The 16981-nt window shown below is 62.9% G+C and carries 12 protein-coding genes and 3 pseudogenes; 7 read left to right on the top strand and 8 right to left on the bottom strand.

Annotation, left to right across the window (positions count from 1 at the left end):
• Positions 1–73: 73 nt before the first annotated feature.
• Positions 74–853: a cupin domain-containing protein gene (locus ACFFDA_RS03205; RefSeq protein ID WP_404478152.1), complete on the top strand. Its 780-nt coding sequence runs from the start codon at positions 74–76 to the stop codon at positions 851–853.
• A 61-nt stretch (positions 854–914) separates the two neighbouring features.
• On the opposite strand, the gene ACFFDA_RS03200 is transcribed toward ACFFDA_RS03205, so the two are convergent.
• The gene (locus ACFFDA_RS03200) at positions 915–3179 is read right to left on the bottom strand and encodes a TonB-dependent receptor (protein ID WP_404478151.1); all 2265 of its coding nucleotides are present in this window, start codon (positions 3177–3179) and stop codon (positions 915–917) included.
• A gap of 563 nt (positions 3180–3742) precedes the next feature.
• Here ACFFDA_RS03200 and ACFFDA_RS03195 point away from each other — a divergent pair.
• Complete coding sequence (locus tag ACFFDA_RS03195; RefSeq protein ID WP_404478150.1) at positions 3743–4183, top strand: carboxymuconolactone decarboxylase family protein; 441 nt, start codon at positions 3743–3745, stop codon at positions 4181–4183.
• Between the two features lies 1 nt (position 4184).
• On the top strand, positions 4185–5009 hold the full coding sequence (locus tag ACFFDA_RS03190) for an acetoacetate decarboxylase family protein (RefSeq protein ID WP_404478149.1): 825 nt from the start codon (positions 4185–4187) through the stop codon (positions 5007–5009).
• 4 nt (positions 5010–5013) lie between these two features.
• Here the strand turns inward: ACFFDA_RS03190 and ACFFDA_RS03185 are convergent, their stop codons facing one another.
• From ACFFDA_RS03185 to ACFFDA_RS03175, 3 genes and pseudogenes are all read right to left on the bottom strand, one after another.
• A complete protein-coding gene (locus ACFFDA_RS03185; RefSeq protein ID WP_404478148.1) occupies positions 5014–5352 on the bottom strand; it encodes a MarR family winged helix-turn-helix transcriptional regulator in 339 nt (112 codons plus the stop codon).
• A gap of 42 nt (positions 5353–5394) precedes the next feature.
• Positions 5395–5571: pseudogene (locus tag ACFFDA_RS03180) on the bottom strand (Ohr subfamily peroxiredoxin); the annotation flags it as partial.
• 159 nt (positions 5572–5730) lie between these two features.
• Positions 5731–7002: a TetR family transcriptional regulator gene (locus ACFFDA_RS03175; protein WP_404478147.1), complete on the bottom strand. Its 1272-nt coding sequence runs from the start codon at positions 7000–7002 to the stop codon at positions 5731–5733.
• 314 nt (positions 7003–7316) lie between these two features.
• On the opposite strand from ACFFDA_RS03175, the gene ACFFDA_RS03170 reads away from it, so the two are divergent.
• From ACFFDA_RS03170 to ACFFDA_RS03160, 3 genes are all read left to right on the top strand, one after another.
• Positions 7317–8582: a serine/threonine protein phosphatase gene (locus tag ACFFDA_RS03170; RefSeq protein WP_404478146.1), complete on the top strand. Its 1266-nt coding sequence runs from the start codon at positions 7317–7319 to the stop codon at positions 8580–8582.
• A gap of 62 nt (positions 8583–8644) precedes the next feature.
• On the top strand, positions 8645–9922 hold the full coding sequence (locus ACFFDA_RS03165) for a spinster family MFS transporter (RefSeq protein ID WP_404478145.1): 1278 nt from the start codon (positions 8645–8647) through the stop codon (positions 9920–9922).
• Positions 9923–10010: 88 nt separating this feature from the next.
• The gene (locus ACFFDA_RS03160) at positions 10011–12248 is read left to right on the top strand and encodes a TonB-dependent receptor (RefSeq protein WP_404478144.1); all 2238 of its coding nucleotides are present in this window, start codon (positions 10011–10013) and stop codon (positions 12246–12248) included.
• A 37-nt stretch (positions 12249–12285) separates the two neighbouring features.
• On the opposite strand, the pseudogene ACFFDA_RS03155 reads toward ACFFDA_RS03160, so the two are convergent.
• From ACFFDA_RS03155 to ACFFDA_RS03140, 4 genes and pseudogenes are all read right to left on the bottom strand, one after another.
• Positions 12286–12411, bottom strand: a pseudogene (locus ACFFDA_RS03155) (IS3 family transposase); the annotation flags it as partial.
• A 51-nt stretch (positions 12412–12462) separates the two neighbouring features.
• Positions 12463–12586: pseudogene (locus tag ACFFDA_RS03150) on the bottom strand (IS3 family transposase); the annotation flags it as partial.
• An 86-nt stretch (positions 12587–12672) separates the two neighbouring features.
• The gene (locus ACFFDA_RS03145) at positions 12673–13725 is read right to left on the bottom strand and encodes a serine hydrolase domain-containing protein (protein ID WP_404478143.1); all 1053 of its coding nucleotides are present in this window, start codon (positions 13723–13725) and stop codon (positions 12673–12675) included.
• Between the two features lie 2 nt (positions 13726–13727).
• Positions 13728–14432: a GntR family transcriptional regulator gene (locus tag ACFFDA_RS03140; protein ID WP_404478142.1), complete on the bottom strand. Its 705-nt coding sequence runs from the start codon at positions 14430–14432 to the stop codon at positions 13728–13730.
• 196 nt (positions 14433–14628) lie between these two features.
• Between ACFFDA_RS03140 and ACFFDA_RS03135 the strand changes: the two genes are divergently transcribed.
• Entirely contained in the window at positions 14629–16974 is a 2346-nt protein-coding gene (locus ACFFDA_RS03135) for a TonB-dependent receptor (RefSeq protein ID WP_404478141.1), read from the top strand.
• The last annotated feature ends 7 nt before the right edge of the window (positions 16975–16981 follow it).

The raw sequence follows: 16981 nt of genomic DNA, 5'->3' as shown, positions 1-16981 counted from the left end.
TCTGCGATGGCTGGGCGACCGTCGATTTGTGTGCAAGGTCGGACGGCATCGACGTTCGACACGCGGAGCAAACATGTCCCGGCCCTTCGACTCTGCCGCAGGCTCTGCGCCCCGGCCCATCGCTTACGGTATTTCGTCCTGCATCCATGTCGATGCCATTGCCGAAGTCCCGTTCGACCTGTTCGGTGCGGACGCCTGCGCAAGGCCGCTGCGTCGGCTCGGTGATGGTCGCCTGCGCAGCGGTGTCGTCTCGTTTCCGCCAGGGTTCCGTGGCGACGGGCCGAAGGCATGGCGCAGCGTCGTGCAGATGTTCGTGCTCGGCGGCGCTATCGAAGTGGACGGGATGCGCATAGGCCAGGGCGGCTTCGTGGCGACGGCGCGCGGCGGCCCGATGCCGCATGTCGCGAGCGTGCGGGGCGCGCAGGCCATCGTTATCCTCGATCATGCCATGCCCGCCGGCGCATCCACAGGCTCCGTCACCGTGATCCCGGACGTCTTCGCGGTTGAGCCGATCGTGCCGGTGATCGGCGGCAGAGCGCTCGAAGGGTTCGAACGCCGGGTGCTTTGGGAAGACGCGCAGACCGGTGCTGATACCCGGCTGCTGCGCGTTCCCGCAGGCTTCGAAGGCACCGGCGGCCCCGGCTTCCACCCGGTCGAGGAGGAGATCTTCTGCCTCGCAGGCGACATTGCGCCGGACGACGACACGCCGATGCATGCGGGGTCCTACTTGTGGAATCCGCGACTTTCCGTCCATGGCTTCCACGAACACAGCCGGGGCGGATGCGTACTGCTGGAATGGCACGACGGGCCCTGGGCCTATCATCGCTACCAAGGCCCTTCGACTATCACCTGAACGGGGCGTCCGAAACAGGCCCGGCCGGCGGGACGGATCGCCCCGCAGGCCGGAAAGTTCATCAGAAGTCGAAGCGAGCGCGGGCGGTCCAGCGCATCGGCGGCGAATAGTAGCGGTAGCCGGAAATGACTGCGACGAGGTAGGTCTGGTCGGTGCAGTTCTCGCAACCAATCGAGAAACGCATGCCGGCGTCCTTGTTCTCAAGCGCGAGCGAGCCGGAGAGCAGGGTGTAGCCGTTGTCGTACGTCGTGGCGAGCTGCGCTGCATTGACGTTGAAGCTGCTGACGTAGCGCAGCGAGCCGGACGGCACCAGCGACCAGCTGCTGCTGACCGGCACGTCCCAGGTGAAGCCGACGGTCCCGGTGTACTTGGGTGCGCGCATAGGGTCGGCGATGGTGCCGTCGGCCCGGATGATACCGTTGCCGCAGTTGGCAGACGTCCGCCCCGCCGCCAGCGCCGCCTCGCACGCCGCCTGCTGGTTGAGCACCTGGATGGCAGGGTTGGTGTACTCGGTCTTGTTGTAGCCGCCATTGGCGAAGATCGACAGTCCGGCGGTGGGCCGGACGCTGGCTTCGAGTTCGACGCCGTAGCTGCGGAAGTCCGAGAAGTTGCCGACCGGGAACACCGGCGCGCCCGCATTGGATGCGCCGTTCGCCGTCGCGATCTGGAGATCGGTGGTGTCGCCGTAGAAGCCGGTCAGGTTGAAGGTGACCTTGTTGTCCAGGAATTCGGACCGCAGGCCGCCTTCGAAGGACCAGGTCTTCTCGGGGCTGAAGTTGCCGAGCAAGTTGGCGGCGGTGGCGCGCACGTTCCACCCGCCTGACTTGAAGCCGTTGGTGGCCGATGCGAACAGCATGACGTCGGGCGTCGCCTGGTAGGCCAGCGCGACGCGCGGGGTGAACAGCGATGCGCTCTGCCGCAGCGGGATGCCGGCATTGATCAACAACTGGTCCGAAGGATGCGCGGAAGCGCGCGGGTTGCCGTTGTCCTCGTAGTGGATCTTCTTGCGATCGGTCGTCCAGCGCCCGCCGGTGGTCAGGGTCAGCTTGTCGGTCAGGTGCCAATCGAGCTGGCTGTAGAGCGCGAAGCTATCGGTCGTGTTGAACACGGTGCGATCGGCATCGATGAACGGCGCGCCGCTGCCGAGCCGGAACACGGTCGTAAAGTCGCTGTCGTTGTATTCGTGGAAGTAGAATAGACCGGCAGTATAGTCGACGACGCCGCCGAACAGCTCGCCCGAGATGTTCGCTTCCTGGCTGAACTGGTTATGCTTGGAATACTGGACCGAATCGTAGCCGCCGATGGGCGAGGGGTTGTTGAAGTAATCCAAGCTGTACTGCGACAGGAGATGGCGATAGCCCGTGATGATCTGGATCTTGCCGATCGAGGCATCGATCGACAGGTGGCTGGTGACTCCGGTGGTGTCGTTGATCACCCTGTTCGGGCTGATATCACCCTTCTTGCCGGTCACCAGCGAGCCCAGTTTCTGCAGGCCCGAGCGGGAAACCCAGTCGCCGTCCACCTTGGTCGACGGGATCAGCGAGTTTTCGTCGTGGATGTGATCGACGGCGACGTCCCAGGTCACGGCCGACGACAGGTCGATGCTGACCGCGCCGCGCACGCCCCAACCGTCGTGATCGTTCTCCGTTCCGCCGGTGGTCACGTTCTTGACATAGCCGTCCTCGTCCATCCAGTAGCCGGACAGGCGAGTGCGGATGTTCTCGGCGATGGGCATGTCGATCGAGCCACGCAGGCTTTTGGAATCGTAGTTGCCGTAGGACCCTTCGATAGAGGCGCCCATTTCCTTGCCCGGCTTCTTGAGCACGACGTTGATGGCGCCGCCGGTGGTGTTTCGGCCGAACAGGGTTCCCTGTGGACCACGCATGACTTCGATGCGCTCGATGTCGAACAGCGCAAAGTTGTTGGAATTGACGCGGGCGAGATAGACGCCGTCGATGTAAGTACCGACCGGGGAGTCGAACGTCGCTGCAGTTTCCGCGTTGTTGAGGCCGCGAATCGAATAGTTGTTGTTGCCTGCGCCCGATACCTGGCCGCCCGAAACGTTCGGGAACATGCGCAGAAGACCCTGCGTCGACGTCGCTTCCTGGGCGACGAGCATGTCCTCGCTCACCGCCGATACGGCAAGCGGCACTTCCTGTAGGCTCTGCTCGCGGCGCTGTGCGGTAACGACGATGTCGTTCCCGCCGCCTGATGCGCGTTCGCCGTCTGCGCTTTGTTGCGTCGAGGCGTCCTGTGCCAAGGCGGGCTGTGCGCCCAGCACGAGCGCCGCCATGGAGGCGCCCACAATCCAGCGTGCATTCGTCATCGCGCTAATTCCCTCGTTGTGCCCGCACGTCGGCGTGGTCGCAATTTCATGCGTTGCCACCCGACGCGGGAGTGATCCCTGACAGGCCTTTCAGAACTCACCCTGTTTGCTTTTCTTGAGTACAAAACTGTCATGTCTGTTCGCTAAGTCCAGTGGCATTTTCGCGCCGCTGCGTGATTGAATCTGTGGCAAGACATGCTGAAAACCAAGGTTTTAGGCGTAAATTTGGCGATTTTCTGGCGGATTAGTCATAAGCTCTGATTGATGCGCATATGGTATACCAAGGGTGCCTTCAGGCGCCGATCTGAAATGCGGGGCAGTGACTGGATCCCATTTCGGAACGAACGGTTCGCAGCGAGCCGCAACATGCGCAGTTCGCATACCCTATTGGTCAATCGGCGATCGGTGCGGCGCTGTCCAAAGGGTAAAGGTGGGCGCGGTAGCCAGCGCCTTCGGGCCTTTCGCGCCGCTTCGTCCAGGGGGGGGACGTAAGGCGGATGCCCCGATGCGCGCCGTGCCGCCTTCGTAGTGCTGTCGCTCGGAACCAGGGAAGGTCCAGTTTGATGCGTGACCAAGACTATGCTTACGATGATCCCGATCTTGCGCGTGGCGCTGCGAATTTCAAAAGGATGTTCGGCGAAATCTACGGCAGCGAACTGTGCAGCCAGTTGCACGAAGGACCGGTCGGCATGAACCGCTTCGTGATGACGCAGATCGGCCCGATGGTCTGGGAGCGTGATGGGCTGGACATGAAGACCCGCATGTTCGTCGCGCTCGCCGTTCTCGCTGCGCTGGGGCGCGAAGAGACGCGGTTCTTCATGCGTGGTGCCCTGTGCAACGGCGCGACCCGTGCGGAGATCGAGGAAGTGCTAATCGTGACCGGGCAGGAGGCAGGGTTCCCCTGCGCTGCGCTCGCCGCCAAGCGCCTCGACGAGGCCGAGGCGCAGCACAACGAGATGATGGAGCGCTTCGCTGCCACGCAGCAAGCCGGGGGGGAGGGCTGACATGACCCAAGGTTTCACGCGGCCGTTCACGCCGAGCGGCAATGCCGCCATGGCCCATGCGCTGCCCTGGAAGTTCGCGGGCGATCTTCTGCTCATCCACTTCCGCGCCGCTCCCGAGGCGCTGGCCCGCTACCTGCCGGAGCCGCTGGAGCCGCTCGACGACAGCGGCGAATGCTTCCTGTGGTCGCCTCGGCTCACCTGTCATCCGGTGGATATGGACCCGGCGACGATGGATCCGGGACAGACCGGCTACAACGTGTGCGTGATCGGCATTCCGGCCAGGCTGAATGGCGAGCCGACGATGTTCTCGGCCTTCCAGTGGTGCGACAAGGACTGGCTGATCGTATTAAGCTGGTTCATCGGTGCGACCTCCAAGGGCGCAGAGTTCCAGGATACGTCGCGGCATGAGCTGATAGGGCGGATCGGATCGCCGCTCGACGGTGCTTTCGGTCATCCGATTCGTCGCACCGTTTCGCGCTTCGGCAATCGCGTGGTCGACATGGGCTACACCCCGGAGCGGGAAATCGCGATGGACGCTCTGTCGTTCTATACCGCGCTGCTGCCGTTGACCGGCATGCGCCACATGCCCGACCTGACGATACCGCCCTCCGGCAGGCCGCCGGTGCATGACTTGGTGCAGCAGATCATGCGCGACACCAGCTTCGGTACGCCCACGACGGGCCCTGCCACGCTGAAGTTCGGCGAGGGGCCGAACGAGGAACTGTTGCCGATTCAGCCGCTCGAGACGATCGCCGGGTACTCGATCCCGATGACGATGGTTCTTGAGGGAATCCGGGTCGTCCACGACTACAACGCCAGGTCCTGAAGCATCATGATGGGAGGCGGGCGTCCCTCGGTCTCCCACTTTCCACTGGCAGGGCCAGAATCGCGACCGGCACGCGTACGCTTTCGCGCAGATGGTCGATACCCTCGGGCCTGAGAGTGGCTGACATCGTCTGCGCAGCGTTGCGGGCGGTGTCCTTCAGCCTCCGGCCGGCGTCGGTCAGTGTGACAAGGAGGTGGCGTTCATGGGTGGGATCGCGATTGCGCGAAACGAGCAAGGCCGCCTCCATCCGCTTGAGCAGGCGCGTAAGCGTTCTACTTTGGAGAAGCGGCCGTGTTTCAAGTGAACCGACCGTTTGCGGCGCATTTTCCCATAACACGAGCATGACCAGGTACTGTAGCTAAGCAAGTCCCATCCGTTTGCCGGCGACGTGAATGACGGCATTTTCGAAACAAGCGGCATATCCAGCCGCGAAAAGTTGTTGAGGATTCGTTGCTCGACCCCGACCCCCAAGTTCCTTGCGCATCGCTAAAGCAATGTCGAGAAGATCGTTGTCGATACTAATAGTACCGTTTCGGACGCCGAGCACAATGAAAGAGGTAATTTATAAACGGGGCGTAAAATTTAACTATAATGGTTTTATCTCACGGAAAAATTGCAATCTGCGATAGTTTATTATTCTAGATGTTCGGTTGATTGGTTAAATCAATATTCCAATGTGGAGTTTCAAAATTTACGATCAACACATTTTCAGGCTTCAGTTTCATGTTTTAGCGAATACCGTTTCGAGACTGGCAGTTGCGGCCCTGTCCATCAGTGACGGGCGCTGGTCTTCCGCCTCGAGCCGAATCATCCGGTACTTCCCTGAATGCAGGCAGGCCCAGAGATAGGCATCGAGATGATCGACGATTAAACCACCCCTTCGGAGCAGCACGAGCGAGGCGACGCCGCGCGTCTGGCGGATGAGATCGGCAGTTGCCGCAAGTTCAGGCATTCGTACCGATGCCCTGAGGAGCGCGTCCATGGCTGCCATGCCCGAAAGGCTTGCCTTGTCGTGAAACGCCAGAGATTCCTCAACCGGGCGGTCATCGGGCAAGGCTTCGTCGGTCAGGGTCGCGCAATGCATTCGACACAGTTCGGAAAAGGCGGCGCTTATGAGATCGGTCTTGGTGCGGAAGAAATAGGTGACCGAAGCAAGTGACACACCGGCACGAGCGGCGACCTCGCGCTGGGCCAGTCGCTCGGGCCCTTTTTCTGCAATGACCTCCAGGGCGCAGTGCAGGATGTTCTCCGCCGTCTCGTTAGCCGGCGCTTCGGATGCCAGCCGCGCTGCATCAGGCCCGCCAAGCCGCACGAACGTGACCGGCTGGCCGGACAGACGCTGGCGCAAGCGCGTTGCCGGCCCGGAAATCCAGGCCGATCTCACCGGCGCCTCGGGTTCCGACAGCAGCAGGCTGGTCAACCCGAGGGCGAGGCTCGCCCAGGCTTCTGACGCCTGTGAGGTCTCGCCGAAGCTTGTTGCCAGTTGGCGCCAGAATGCAGCTTCCGCGTCCGTCTCCGCTTTGAGTGCTGCAAGCACCCCATCCTGATCGGAGCCGGCCGCTTCGTGTTCGAGTTCCTGCAGCAGTGCCAGCACGCCGGTGCTCTGGCTCAGCCGATCCTGTAGCAGGCTCGTGAAGACGTCGTGGAGATCCGCCCATGCCGGAACCCGGTTTTCCTGAGCCGCAGCCCTGCCTTCGCGCCACGTTCGGGAGGTGGCGATGGCGCGATCGCAAATTTCCGAGATCAACAGTTCGCGATTGCCAAAATAGTAATTGATCGAAGACGGGCTCATCCCTGTTTCCCGTGCCAGACTGCGCGCGCTGAGCGCGGCGAGGCCGGCGTCACGTGCCAGCGAATAAGCCGCTTCCTTGAGGCGAAGCGCCTGCGGCACTTCATTGCCGGCCTCGGGCGCATCGGATTCGCTCGTCGTCATCAAGGCCCTGTACAGTCGTTCGACTTTGGAAAAGTCCGCTTCGTCGAGGTGATTGGGCACTCTTAGGTGTGCTGCGTCAGGCGGACAAGGGTGAATGGCTAATGACCGACAATTTTGCGCCAAAAAAGGCTACTGACGTCTTCGAGTTGGGTTGGATAGAGAAAATTTTACGAGCTGTCACGGAACCGCAAGACGCAAATCTTAACTGTACAACCGTTTCGATTCGTGAACGATTTGTGTCAATGACGCCTTGCTGAGCACCGGACGGCCTGCCGTCCGGAGGCGACGGACTGCGCCCGCTTCACAGATCGCTTCAGGGAGGAACCGCTGCGCCGGCATCCCCGGCGGGCTGTAAACATGTTCAGGAGTTCACCATGACCACACCAACCGATCCGTTCACCGTGGCTGTCATCTGCGATACGCAGAACTACTCCAGCTACCGCAACCAGCGCGAGGCGGGCTTTCCCTTCAACGCCCGCGAAATGCTGTGGGACGTCATGCACTACATCTCGCGCAATGCGCGCAAGAATGGCGGCGACATTGCCTTCGTATCGGGCCTTGGCGACAGCTGGCAGCATCCCAGCGCCTGGGCGCCCGATGCCCCCCATGTGGAGCGCGGCGTCGTCTCGATCGACAATCCGGCGATCGAAGCGCTGATCCCGGCATCGCCCAAGGAAGTTCTCGAAGTAGAAATTCCCGCCGTTCGCGCCGCCTGGGAGATCATCGCGGACGACCTGCCGTTCTTCCTCGTGCCCGGCAACCATGACCACGACAACATCTGGAGCGACCCTTCGAACCCGCCGGCGCCCGATGGCTGGATACGCGACGGCATGTCCTTCGGGTTGGGATCCCTGCACGTAGGTTCGCTCGACAACTGGACGGCGCATTTCGGCAGCGAATCAGACCTGTTCAAGGACAAGCCCTGGTACGTCGCTTCGTACAAGGCGGGTTGCAACGCGGCGCAGATCTTCGAAGGTGGCGGCTATCGCTTCCTGCATATCGGCATCGAGATGTGCCCGCAGGACGACATCGTGGAATGGGCCCAATCGGTGATCGACATCTATCGGGGGCTGCCCACGATCATCTCGATCCACGAATTCATCAACGAGAAGGGCGAACGCCAGTCGATCGACTGCTTCGACCTGACCCGCATCGATCCCGACCGCAACAGCCCTCAGATGCTTTGGGAAAAGCTGGTCGCCCCCAACGACCAGATCCTGTGCACGCTCAACGGTCACTTCCATGGCGTGATGAACCGCATCGATGAAAATGCCTTCGGTCACAAGGTCTACCAGTTCCTCGTGAACTACCAGTGCCGCAAGCAGAGCTTCAAGGCGACGGGTTCGGATGCGCCGATCCTTGACGGTATCGGCGATGGCTGGCTGCGCCTCATGACCTTCGATCTTGCCGGCGAGCAGCCACAGCTTCGCCTGCGCGCCTATTCGACCCACTACAAGGCATTCGCCTCCGATTTGCCGCTCTACAAGGAATGGTATGGCAACGAGCATCCGGAAATGAGCGCGGAAGAACTGGTCGCTCTCGACGAATGCACCTTCGACCTCGACGATTTCCGGGCTCGTTTCGGCATGCCTTTCCTCCAGCAAACCGAAGTGCGCGAGCCCGCGCTGGCCGGCGAATAATCATGGCTTCGCTCGCCGACTCCCTTACAGACGGCGGTATCCCGGCATCGACAACAACGTCGATGCCGGGAGTTACAGCCCGCCCGCGCGCGATGGCGTATTACGTGCTCGCGCTGCTGTGCTTCATCTCGCTGCTCGGCTACTACGATCGCTATCTCGTGGCGATCCTGGTCGAGAGCATCAAGCACGATCTGGGCGTAAGCGATGCCCAGATCGGCCTTCTGACCGGTTTTGCCTTCGCGTTGGTCTATTCATTGATGGCGGTGCCGGTTGCGCGCTATTCCGATGGCGGGCGGCGGGTACTGGTTCTCGGCTGCTCGCTTCTGGTCTGGTCCGCGATGACGGCCCTGTGCGGTCTGGCGCCCGGCTTCCTTGTCCTGCTTGTGGCGAGACTGGGCGTGGGCATGGGCGAGGCGGGTGGAATTCCCTCCACACATGCGCTGGTCTCGGACACCTTCCCGGCGCGGTGGCGTGCTACGGCGCTATCGGCGACGGTGGTGATCGGCGGCCTCGGTTTCATGATCGCCAATGCCGCCGGTGGCTGGGTCGCCGATCACTGGGGCTGGCGTGCAGCCTTCCTGGTCGGCGCGGTGCCGGCCCCGTTCCTTGCTTTCCTGCTTTTCACGACGGTTCGCGAACCTTCGAAAGCGCCAACATCTGGGAGGTCGCCCGCTGATCGGCCGATGACGATCCGCGAGGCCGTTTCGCTACTGCTCTCGCGGCGAAGCTATGCCCTGCTCTGCGCCGGAATGGCGCTTGCCACCGTAGGCTCCGCCGCGACGCTCAACTGGATCCCGGCATTCCTGATGCGAGAATACGGTCTCAAGGCAGGGGAGGTCGGCGCCAGCTATGGGCTCATCATGGGTCTTGCAACCATTGTAGCCCTGCTTGTGGGCGGCATGCTGGGGGACGTGCTTGCACGGATCGATCCGCGATGGGCGATCCGGCTTCCGGCCGCATCGTTCGTGCTGGCAACGCCGCTCACCCTGATGTTCCTCTTCGCCCCCAATCTTCACGCCGCGCTCTGGCTGGCCGCGCCGATGACGCTGTTCGCCTCGCTTGCCACCACACCTGCCTACGCTCTGGTGCAGCGCCTCGCCGGCAACGGCAATCGCGCCATGGCGACGGCGCTCTACCTTCTCATCGTCAACCTGTTCGGTATGGGGTCAGGCCCCGCCATCGCAGGCTGGCTCAGTGACCGCCTCGCTGCCGGTTTCGGCACGCAGGCGCTCCAATATGCACTTGCCTGCGTCAGCTTTGCCTATCTGCTCGGCGGCCTGCTGATTACGTGCGGTGCCCGCACCGTCGCGCGTGACGAGGTCGCCGCGAACCGAACCTGATTTCGCCGTAAAATGCATGCTCCAAGGCGCCGACCGCGAGATCGGCGGCCGGGAGCGCATGTCCAAAACTCTCCCAGGATTTCTTCCCATGACATCGCCGATAAACGTTCCGCTTAAGCGCCGCCTGACCGTCCTGATGGCCGGCTCGGCCGTCCTGGCATTGACCGCACCCGCCGTTCGCGCCGAGGAAGCGCCCGCCAGCCTGCCCTCGGATGGCCAGGGCGACATCGTCGTCACCGCCCAGAAGCGCGAGCAGCGCCTGGTCGACGTGCCTTCCTCCGTAAGCGTCGTCAGCCCCAGGATGCTTGAGGAATCGGGGGCCAAGGACCTGGTCGACGTCTCGCGCCTGACGCCCGGCGTCGTCGTGTCGCCACAGATTTCGGGTGGTAGGACCATCCAGACCTTCACCATCCGCGGCATCGGCTACGATGATTTCAGGCCCAACGGCAACCCCTCGGCCGCCGTCAGCATCGACGGCGTCTACCAAGGATCGGGCGCGCTGGTAGGCGGACAGATGTTCGACGTTTCTCGGGTCGAGATTCTCAAAGGACCGCAGGGCACCCTCTATGGCCAGAACACGACGGCCGGCGCGGTGAACATCATCTCCAATCAGCCGGGCGACCAATGGTCCGGCAAGGCCAGGGGCGAATACGGCCGGTTCAGTTCCTGGCGTGCGGAAGCCGCCGTTGGCGGACCGCTTGCCGAAGGCGTCAAGCTGCGGGTTGCCGGGGTTTTCGACAATACCGACGGCTTCATGACCAATCTGGGCACGCAAGGCGCCACGGGATCGACCAATCCCGCCGTTCCGGCCCTCCCGGATCCGGGCGTCGATCAGAAGGCGAACCGTTCTCAATACTACGGTGGCAGGGCAATCCTCCTTCTCGAGCCGGCTAGTGGAACCTCCATCACGCTGAATGCGCACGGTTTCCATGAAAGCGGCGCGGCCCAGCTGTTCGAGCGTACGGCGACGATGAAGGGCTTTGCCCCCAACAAGCCCTACACGACCGACGCCGCCATCGCGCCTTCGCTTGGCAAGACCAGCTACGGAGCTTCGGGCACATTGAACCAGAAGATCGGTGACGACATGCTGCTGGTCGCGATCCTGGGATACGAGAAGTTGAAACAGCACTACGCAGCCAATGGCGACGCCGTGCCGCTGCGCATCGGCGACAGCATCTATCGGGACAATGTGGAGCAGGGCACCGCCGAAGTCCGCCTGCAGAATGCAAATCCCGGCCAGGCCGACTGGGTGGTGGGCGCCACGGCCTATCGCGACAAGGTTCGCCTGCGCAGCGATCTCGACCTGACGGACGCGGTGCTGAGCGTGCTGCAGGCCGACTACACCCAGCGCCGCCGCAGTTACGGCACTTTCGCCGACGGCAGCGTCAAGCTCGGTGCGCATTGGAAGATCGGTGCTGGCCTACGCTACAGTCATGACCACAGCACTTACGACGGTTCGACAGTCGATCTCGATCCTTATGGCGTCAGCATAGCCCAGGCGGTCTTCGGCGCGCTGCCGTTCACCTTCGACCGGACTTTCTCGGACAACAGCCTCTCCGGCCGCCTGAATGTCAGCTACGAGTTCTCCAGCGCTGCAAGCGCCTATGTCTCGGTGAGCCGGGGCTTCAAGTCCGGCGGTTTCGACGGATCGACCTCCTTCACTCTGCCCGAGACCAATCCTTTCAAGTCGGAGCGGGTGTGGACTTATGAGGCCGGCATCAAGTTTCTTCCGCGCGGCGGCCCGGTGCAGATCGATGCCGCTATCTACTACAACGACTTCAACGACCTTCAGGCCAGCCTCAACAAGATGATCAACGGTCTCAACAGCAATATCCGCACCAATGTCGGCAGCGCACGCACGTACGGTGCGGAGGCGAACGTGACGGTTCGACCGATCTCCGGCCTCGACATCCAGGCAGGAGTCTCGCTGCTCGACAGCAAGATCCTCGAGATGTGGTCTGACAGCGAAGCCGAGCGCGAACGCCGAATCGGTAATGACCTGCCGTTTGCTCCCAAGATGACGCTGACCGGCTCGATCCGCTATGAAATACCGCTGACCCAGAGCATGAAACTGGTGCCGTCGGTCAACGGTCGCTTCATCGACGACTACTACACCGAACTCGACAACTATCAGGCGATCAAGGGTTACTTCCTCGGCAACGCCCAGCTTGAATTCGAAATGGCCAACGGCCTTTCCCTGGCTGGGTGGGTGCGCAACTTCACCGACAAGCACTACGCAACCACGCTCTACGTAGCGCCCGGCACATATTCGATGATGAGCGGAACTCCGCGAACTTATGGTGTGTCGATGGGCTATAGCTTCTAAGAGGCTGACGTGCCTCCCCGGTATCTACCAGCGCGGATTAGAGCCGGGCAGCTTTGTTGCGCATGAGCGGGGGTTGAGCAATGGCCTGCGCAGCGGAGCCCGTTGGGCTTAGCCAAGCAGGCCATTGCTTATTCAGTTCAGCGGCGAAGGCGTCAGGGGTCTCGTCCAAGTGAGGTGGCCCTGCTTTCTCGGACAGATTGGCGGCTGAGTTAAGCCAGAGCCGCTCGATGAAGACGTTGTCCATCCACCGTCCCCGACCATCCATGCTGATGCGTATTTTCAGCCTCGAGTAGCATGCTGGTGAAGGTTAAGCTGGTAAACTGGCTACCCTGATCGGTGCCAGTGCATCCCTCCCACCCTCTACGGCATGAATACTCGGCCTCGCCGCAGCCTCGAGCTGTTACCCCTGCGCGCCCGGGCCGGCTCATGATCCGAGCGCCGCCATGATGTGCACCCACAGTTTCTGGTCGAAATCCTTGTCCACAGCTGCTGCACCTGTCCGCACGACAATCAGGCGCTTGCTGGGAACGATGTAAAGCCGCCGGTCTAGCGCTCCCAAGGCAGCGACCATGTCGGCCGGGGCAGCCGAGACCAGTGGCCCCTCGGCTCTGCCCGAAGCGCGGACCGTATAGGCGCTGCCGTTCAGCCACCACAACCGCCCATAGGCCGGATTGGCGGCCGAGGGCGTCAGCATCGCCTTGAGCCCGGCCTGCGACACCACCCGCCTGCCATCGGCGCCGATGCCGCCCTTGAGGATCATCGTACCGAACGCCGCGATATCGCGCGGCGTGGTGACGAGACCGGTGGCATTGCCCACGCCGGCAAGCGCCAGCGGGCGCTGCCGCCATGCGGTGTCCCTCATGCCCGCCGGCTCCGTCAGCCAGTCCCGCGTGATAGCCTCGAGCGGCCGGCCGGATGCCGCCGTCAGTAGCCGCTTCGTGACGGCGTAGACGGGGGTATTGTAGAAGAACCGTGTTCCCGTAGGCGCGACATAGGCGAACCGCTCATCCAGTCCCGAACTCATGGTGAGGACGTCGAGCACACGGATGCCCGATTCCTGTTCGGGCGACGCTTTGGACCATCCCGGACCCAGATAGGCGGAGACCGGCTTTTCGACATCGATGAGTCCCTTGTCGATGGCGATCGCGACCAGCACCGAAACGAAGCTTTTCTGTGCCGAGGCGACGTCTTCCAGCAGGGCCCCGTCCCCGGAGCGTTCGTAGGCGAAGGAGGCAAAGACCTTGTCCGCAGCCGGTGCGGCCCAGTTCCGCTCGACAACGACGTGGTCGTCCTGGATGACGAGGAAGCCGGTGGTGCGCTGCCCCTGCACGTAGTCGACGAGATCGCGCATCGGGCCGGGCGGGACCTCCTGCGCCGTACGGGCGGAACCCGGTCGAGGTGCCTGGGCATGCAGGAGAGTGGGCCCGCAGAGCAGGCCGGCCACGAGCAGGCCCCTGGCCATGGTGCGCACGATCATCGTCATTTTCTCGCCACGGGAACCGAAGTTCGACCGACCCCGCGGGCAAGCAGGATGCGCGAGACCGCGTCCTGCATGAAATTGATGAGCCCACGTGCCCCTTGAGCCGCCTTTTCGGCATCGCGCGCGACCAGCGCGGTGCGGATGTGATGCCAGAAGACATAGGGGCCGCTGCCGTTCGCATTGATCGCCAAGGCCACGTAGGAAAAGTGCCAGCGCGTCTTGCGGCGGATGGCTTCGATCATGCGCTGGGCGTCCACGCTGGCGTTGGCGGTCATGTCGGTGAAGATCGCTTCGCTGATGTCCATGATCTCCTCGGCGGCTGCGCCTTGTTCGGCCGCCAGGAGGAGGCTGTCGATCTTGATCAGCATCCGTTCAATCGCGGCGTCCGAGGCCCGCAGGCACGCGAAACGGGCGGCCAGCCCGTAAAGCGCCGCCCGCACTTCGTAGAGGTCGAAGACTTCCTCGACCGTCGTTTCCGAGACCCGCGCGCCGCGATTCTCCTCCAGCTCGATCAGTCCGTCATCCGCGAGCGTGCGCAGCGCGCGGCGCGCAACCGAACGACCAATGCCGAACTCGCCGCACAACTTCGCTTCGCGGATCCACTCCCCCGGGGCGATCTCGCTGCGCTGGATGCGCAGGCGCAGGGCCTCGGCGACATGGTCGGCGGTGGGCAACGGGTCAGGCTGGATGGCGTTGATGTTCAAGCAAATATCTTTCTGCGACAGGTATCGGCGCCCTTCGTCCGCGGCCTGAATCTATGGCCGGACCCAGTGCGCTGCAAGTTCGATTGTCCGGATCACAATCAAAAATTGTCGTACAATGAATTTGACATTGTCGGGCGATATGCGGATTACGCCTTAGTCAACTTATTTGGTAGTGAATGCGATGAAACGGGGTGCAATGGGGAATTTGCTCGTCACGACCGCAGGCCTGGCGCTGCTGGCAGGCACGCCGGCCTATGCGCAAACCGTCGAGCCCGGCGGGGCGCAAACGCAAAGCGGCAACAGCAATGACATCACCGTCACCGCGCGGCGGCGGGAGGAAAGCATCAAGGATGTGCCCGGCACGATCGCGGCGGTCACGGCCGAACAGCTCGAAGCCAAGGGGCCGGTCGTCGGCACGGCCGACCTGTTGAACACGACACCCGGCGTTCGCTTCAACGATGTCGCCTCCGAAAACCTCGCCGAACTGTCGATCCGCGGATCGGGCACGCAGCGCGCGACCAGTGCGGATTCGGGCGTGGGGCTGTTCGTCAACGGCGCCTATGTCGGCAGCAGCACGCTTGGTGGCCGCAATTTCAAGACGCTCGACTATTTCGACCTGGAACGGTTGGAAGTGCTCCAGGGCCCACAAGGTGGCCTCTACGGACGCAACTCGGAATTCGGCGTCGTCAACATCGTCCTGGCCAAACCCCGGTTCGAGAATTCCGGCTACGTCCGCGACACCTTCACGGCGGAATCGAACCAGAACCGGCTGGCCGCTGTCGTCAACCAGCGGCTGGGCGACGATGTCGCGGTGCGGATCGGGGCGGAGACTTATGGTCAGTCCAAGGGGTTCTACTATGACCCCGCCAACCGCAAGTACTATGACCGAACCAGCGGCTGGACCGCGCGCGGCCAGATCCGCTATCGTTCCGGGCCGCTCGACGTCACCTTGCTGGTCGATGCGCAGGACCTCGACCTGCCGAGCTTCGTCAACAGCCTCGTGGTGCCCGGCGGCGGCGTCAACGCCCAGTTGCCGCAAGGGTTCACGCAGTCGCGCTTCACGATCCCGCACAGCGGCCAGGACGGCCTGCAGCAGAAGGTCCAGCGCGTGATGCTGCTGGCCGACTACGACCTGGGCTGGGCCAGGCTGACCTCGACAACGATGGGAACGCGCTGGCGCTCGAGCCAGCAATTCGCGGCCGCCGTCGACCTTGCGACCGAGATCGCGCTACAGCAGTCCGGGCAGCTTGGCATCTATCCCTTCGGACAGACGACGACCGACGTGAAGGACCGCACGTTCTACCAGGACCTGCATCTGGCCGGCGAGGCAAACGGCGGACGCCTGACATGGCTGGTCGGCGCCGAAGGCCTGGTTCAGCGCGACACCTATCGCCGGACGGCGGCGACCTCGCCCTGCCTGTTCCGGCTGGGCAGCAGCCTGTGCACCGGCACCCCGACCGAGCCCGTCTGCGTCAAGCCGCTCTCGACCTCGACCAACTGCCCCACGCCCTTCCCAAACGCATTCGGCACCGACAACAACACCCGCCAGCGCGTCAATTCCTTCGCGGCCTACGCCTCGCTGCAATATGCGCTGGGCCCCGTAACCCTTTCTGGCGAAGGGCGTTTCACGCACGACTACAAGCGCTCGGCGCTGACCGTCTATTCGCTGTACACGAACCGGATCGTGGGCACGCCGACGGCCTTCTCGTTCAAGGCGGACCAACCGACCTGGACGTTCACGGCCAGCTACAAAACGCCCGATGCCTCCGCCACGCTCCTCTACGCCAAAGTCGGAACCGGCTACCGGGCGGGCGCCGTCAACAACGGCACCTTCAACGATGCTGCGCCCAATCCCTTCGTTGACACGTACGGCAACGAAAACACGGTAAGCTACGAGACCGGCGTGAAGTCGAGCATCCTGGACACCGTCTTCGTACGGGCCTCGGCCTATCTGTCGCGGACCACCGACGCCATCACCAGCATCAACGACGGCTGCACCGTCACCAATGCCTGCGGCACCGCGCAGCAGATCTTCAACGTCAACGGCGGTACGATTCATGCGCGCGGCTTCGAGGTCGCACTCGATGGGCGCTTCGCCATCGGGTCCGGCAGGCTTTCGATCGGCCTCAACGCGGCCAACCAGCGCGCGCGCTTTCACGACGTTCCCACCGGCGTCTCGGGCCTGCCGGTCCAGGGTTCGACGGTCGCCCAGATCCCCGACTGGACGATGTCGGCCAGCATCGATTTCAGGCAGTCGATCACCGACGACGTCAAGGGCTTCGTCAACCTGAGCTATTCGGGTCAGCGCGGCGGCGGCCAGGACACGGTGACGATCGCGACGCCCTATATCCCGATGTCCGACTTCGACAACGTCAACGCCCGCGTGGGCGTGGATGTCGGCAAAGTCCAGGCGGCCTTTTTCGTGCGCAACCTCACCGACCAGCAGGTCGAGGTCCTCAAGTTCCAGCAGGCCGGCTATCCGTTGTCGGTCCGCTACAACAAGCCGCGCACGTTCGGCGGCAGCGTCAGCTACCGCTGGTGATCGAAGG

This window comes from Novosphingobium sp. BL-52-GroH (assembly GCF_044813085.1).
GTDB lineage: Bacteria > Pseudomonadota > Alphaproteobacteria > Sphingomonadales > Sphingomonadaceae > Novosphingobium.
Note: the sequence above shows the minus strand (reverse complement) of the source record. Positions and strands in the feature narration are given on the sequence as shown.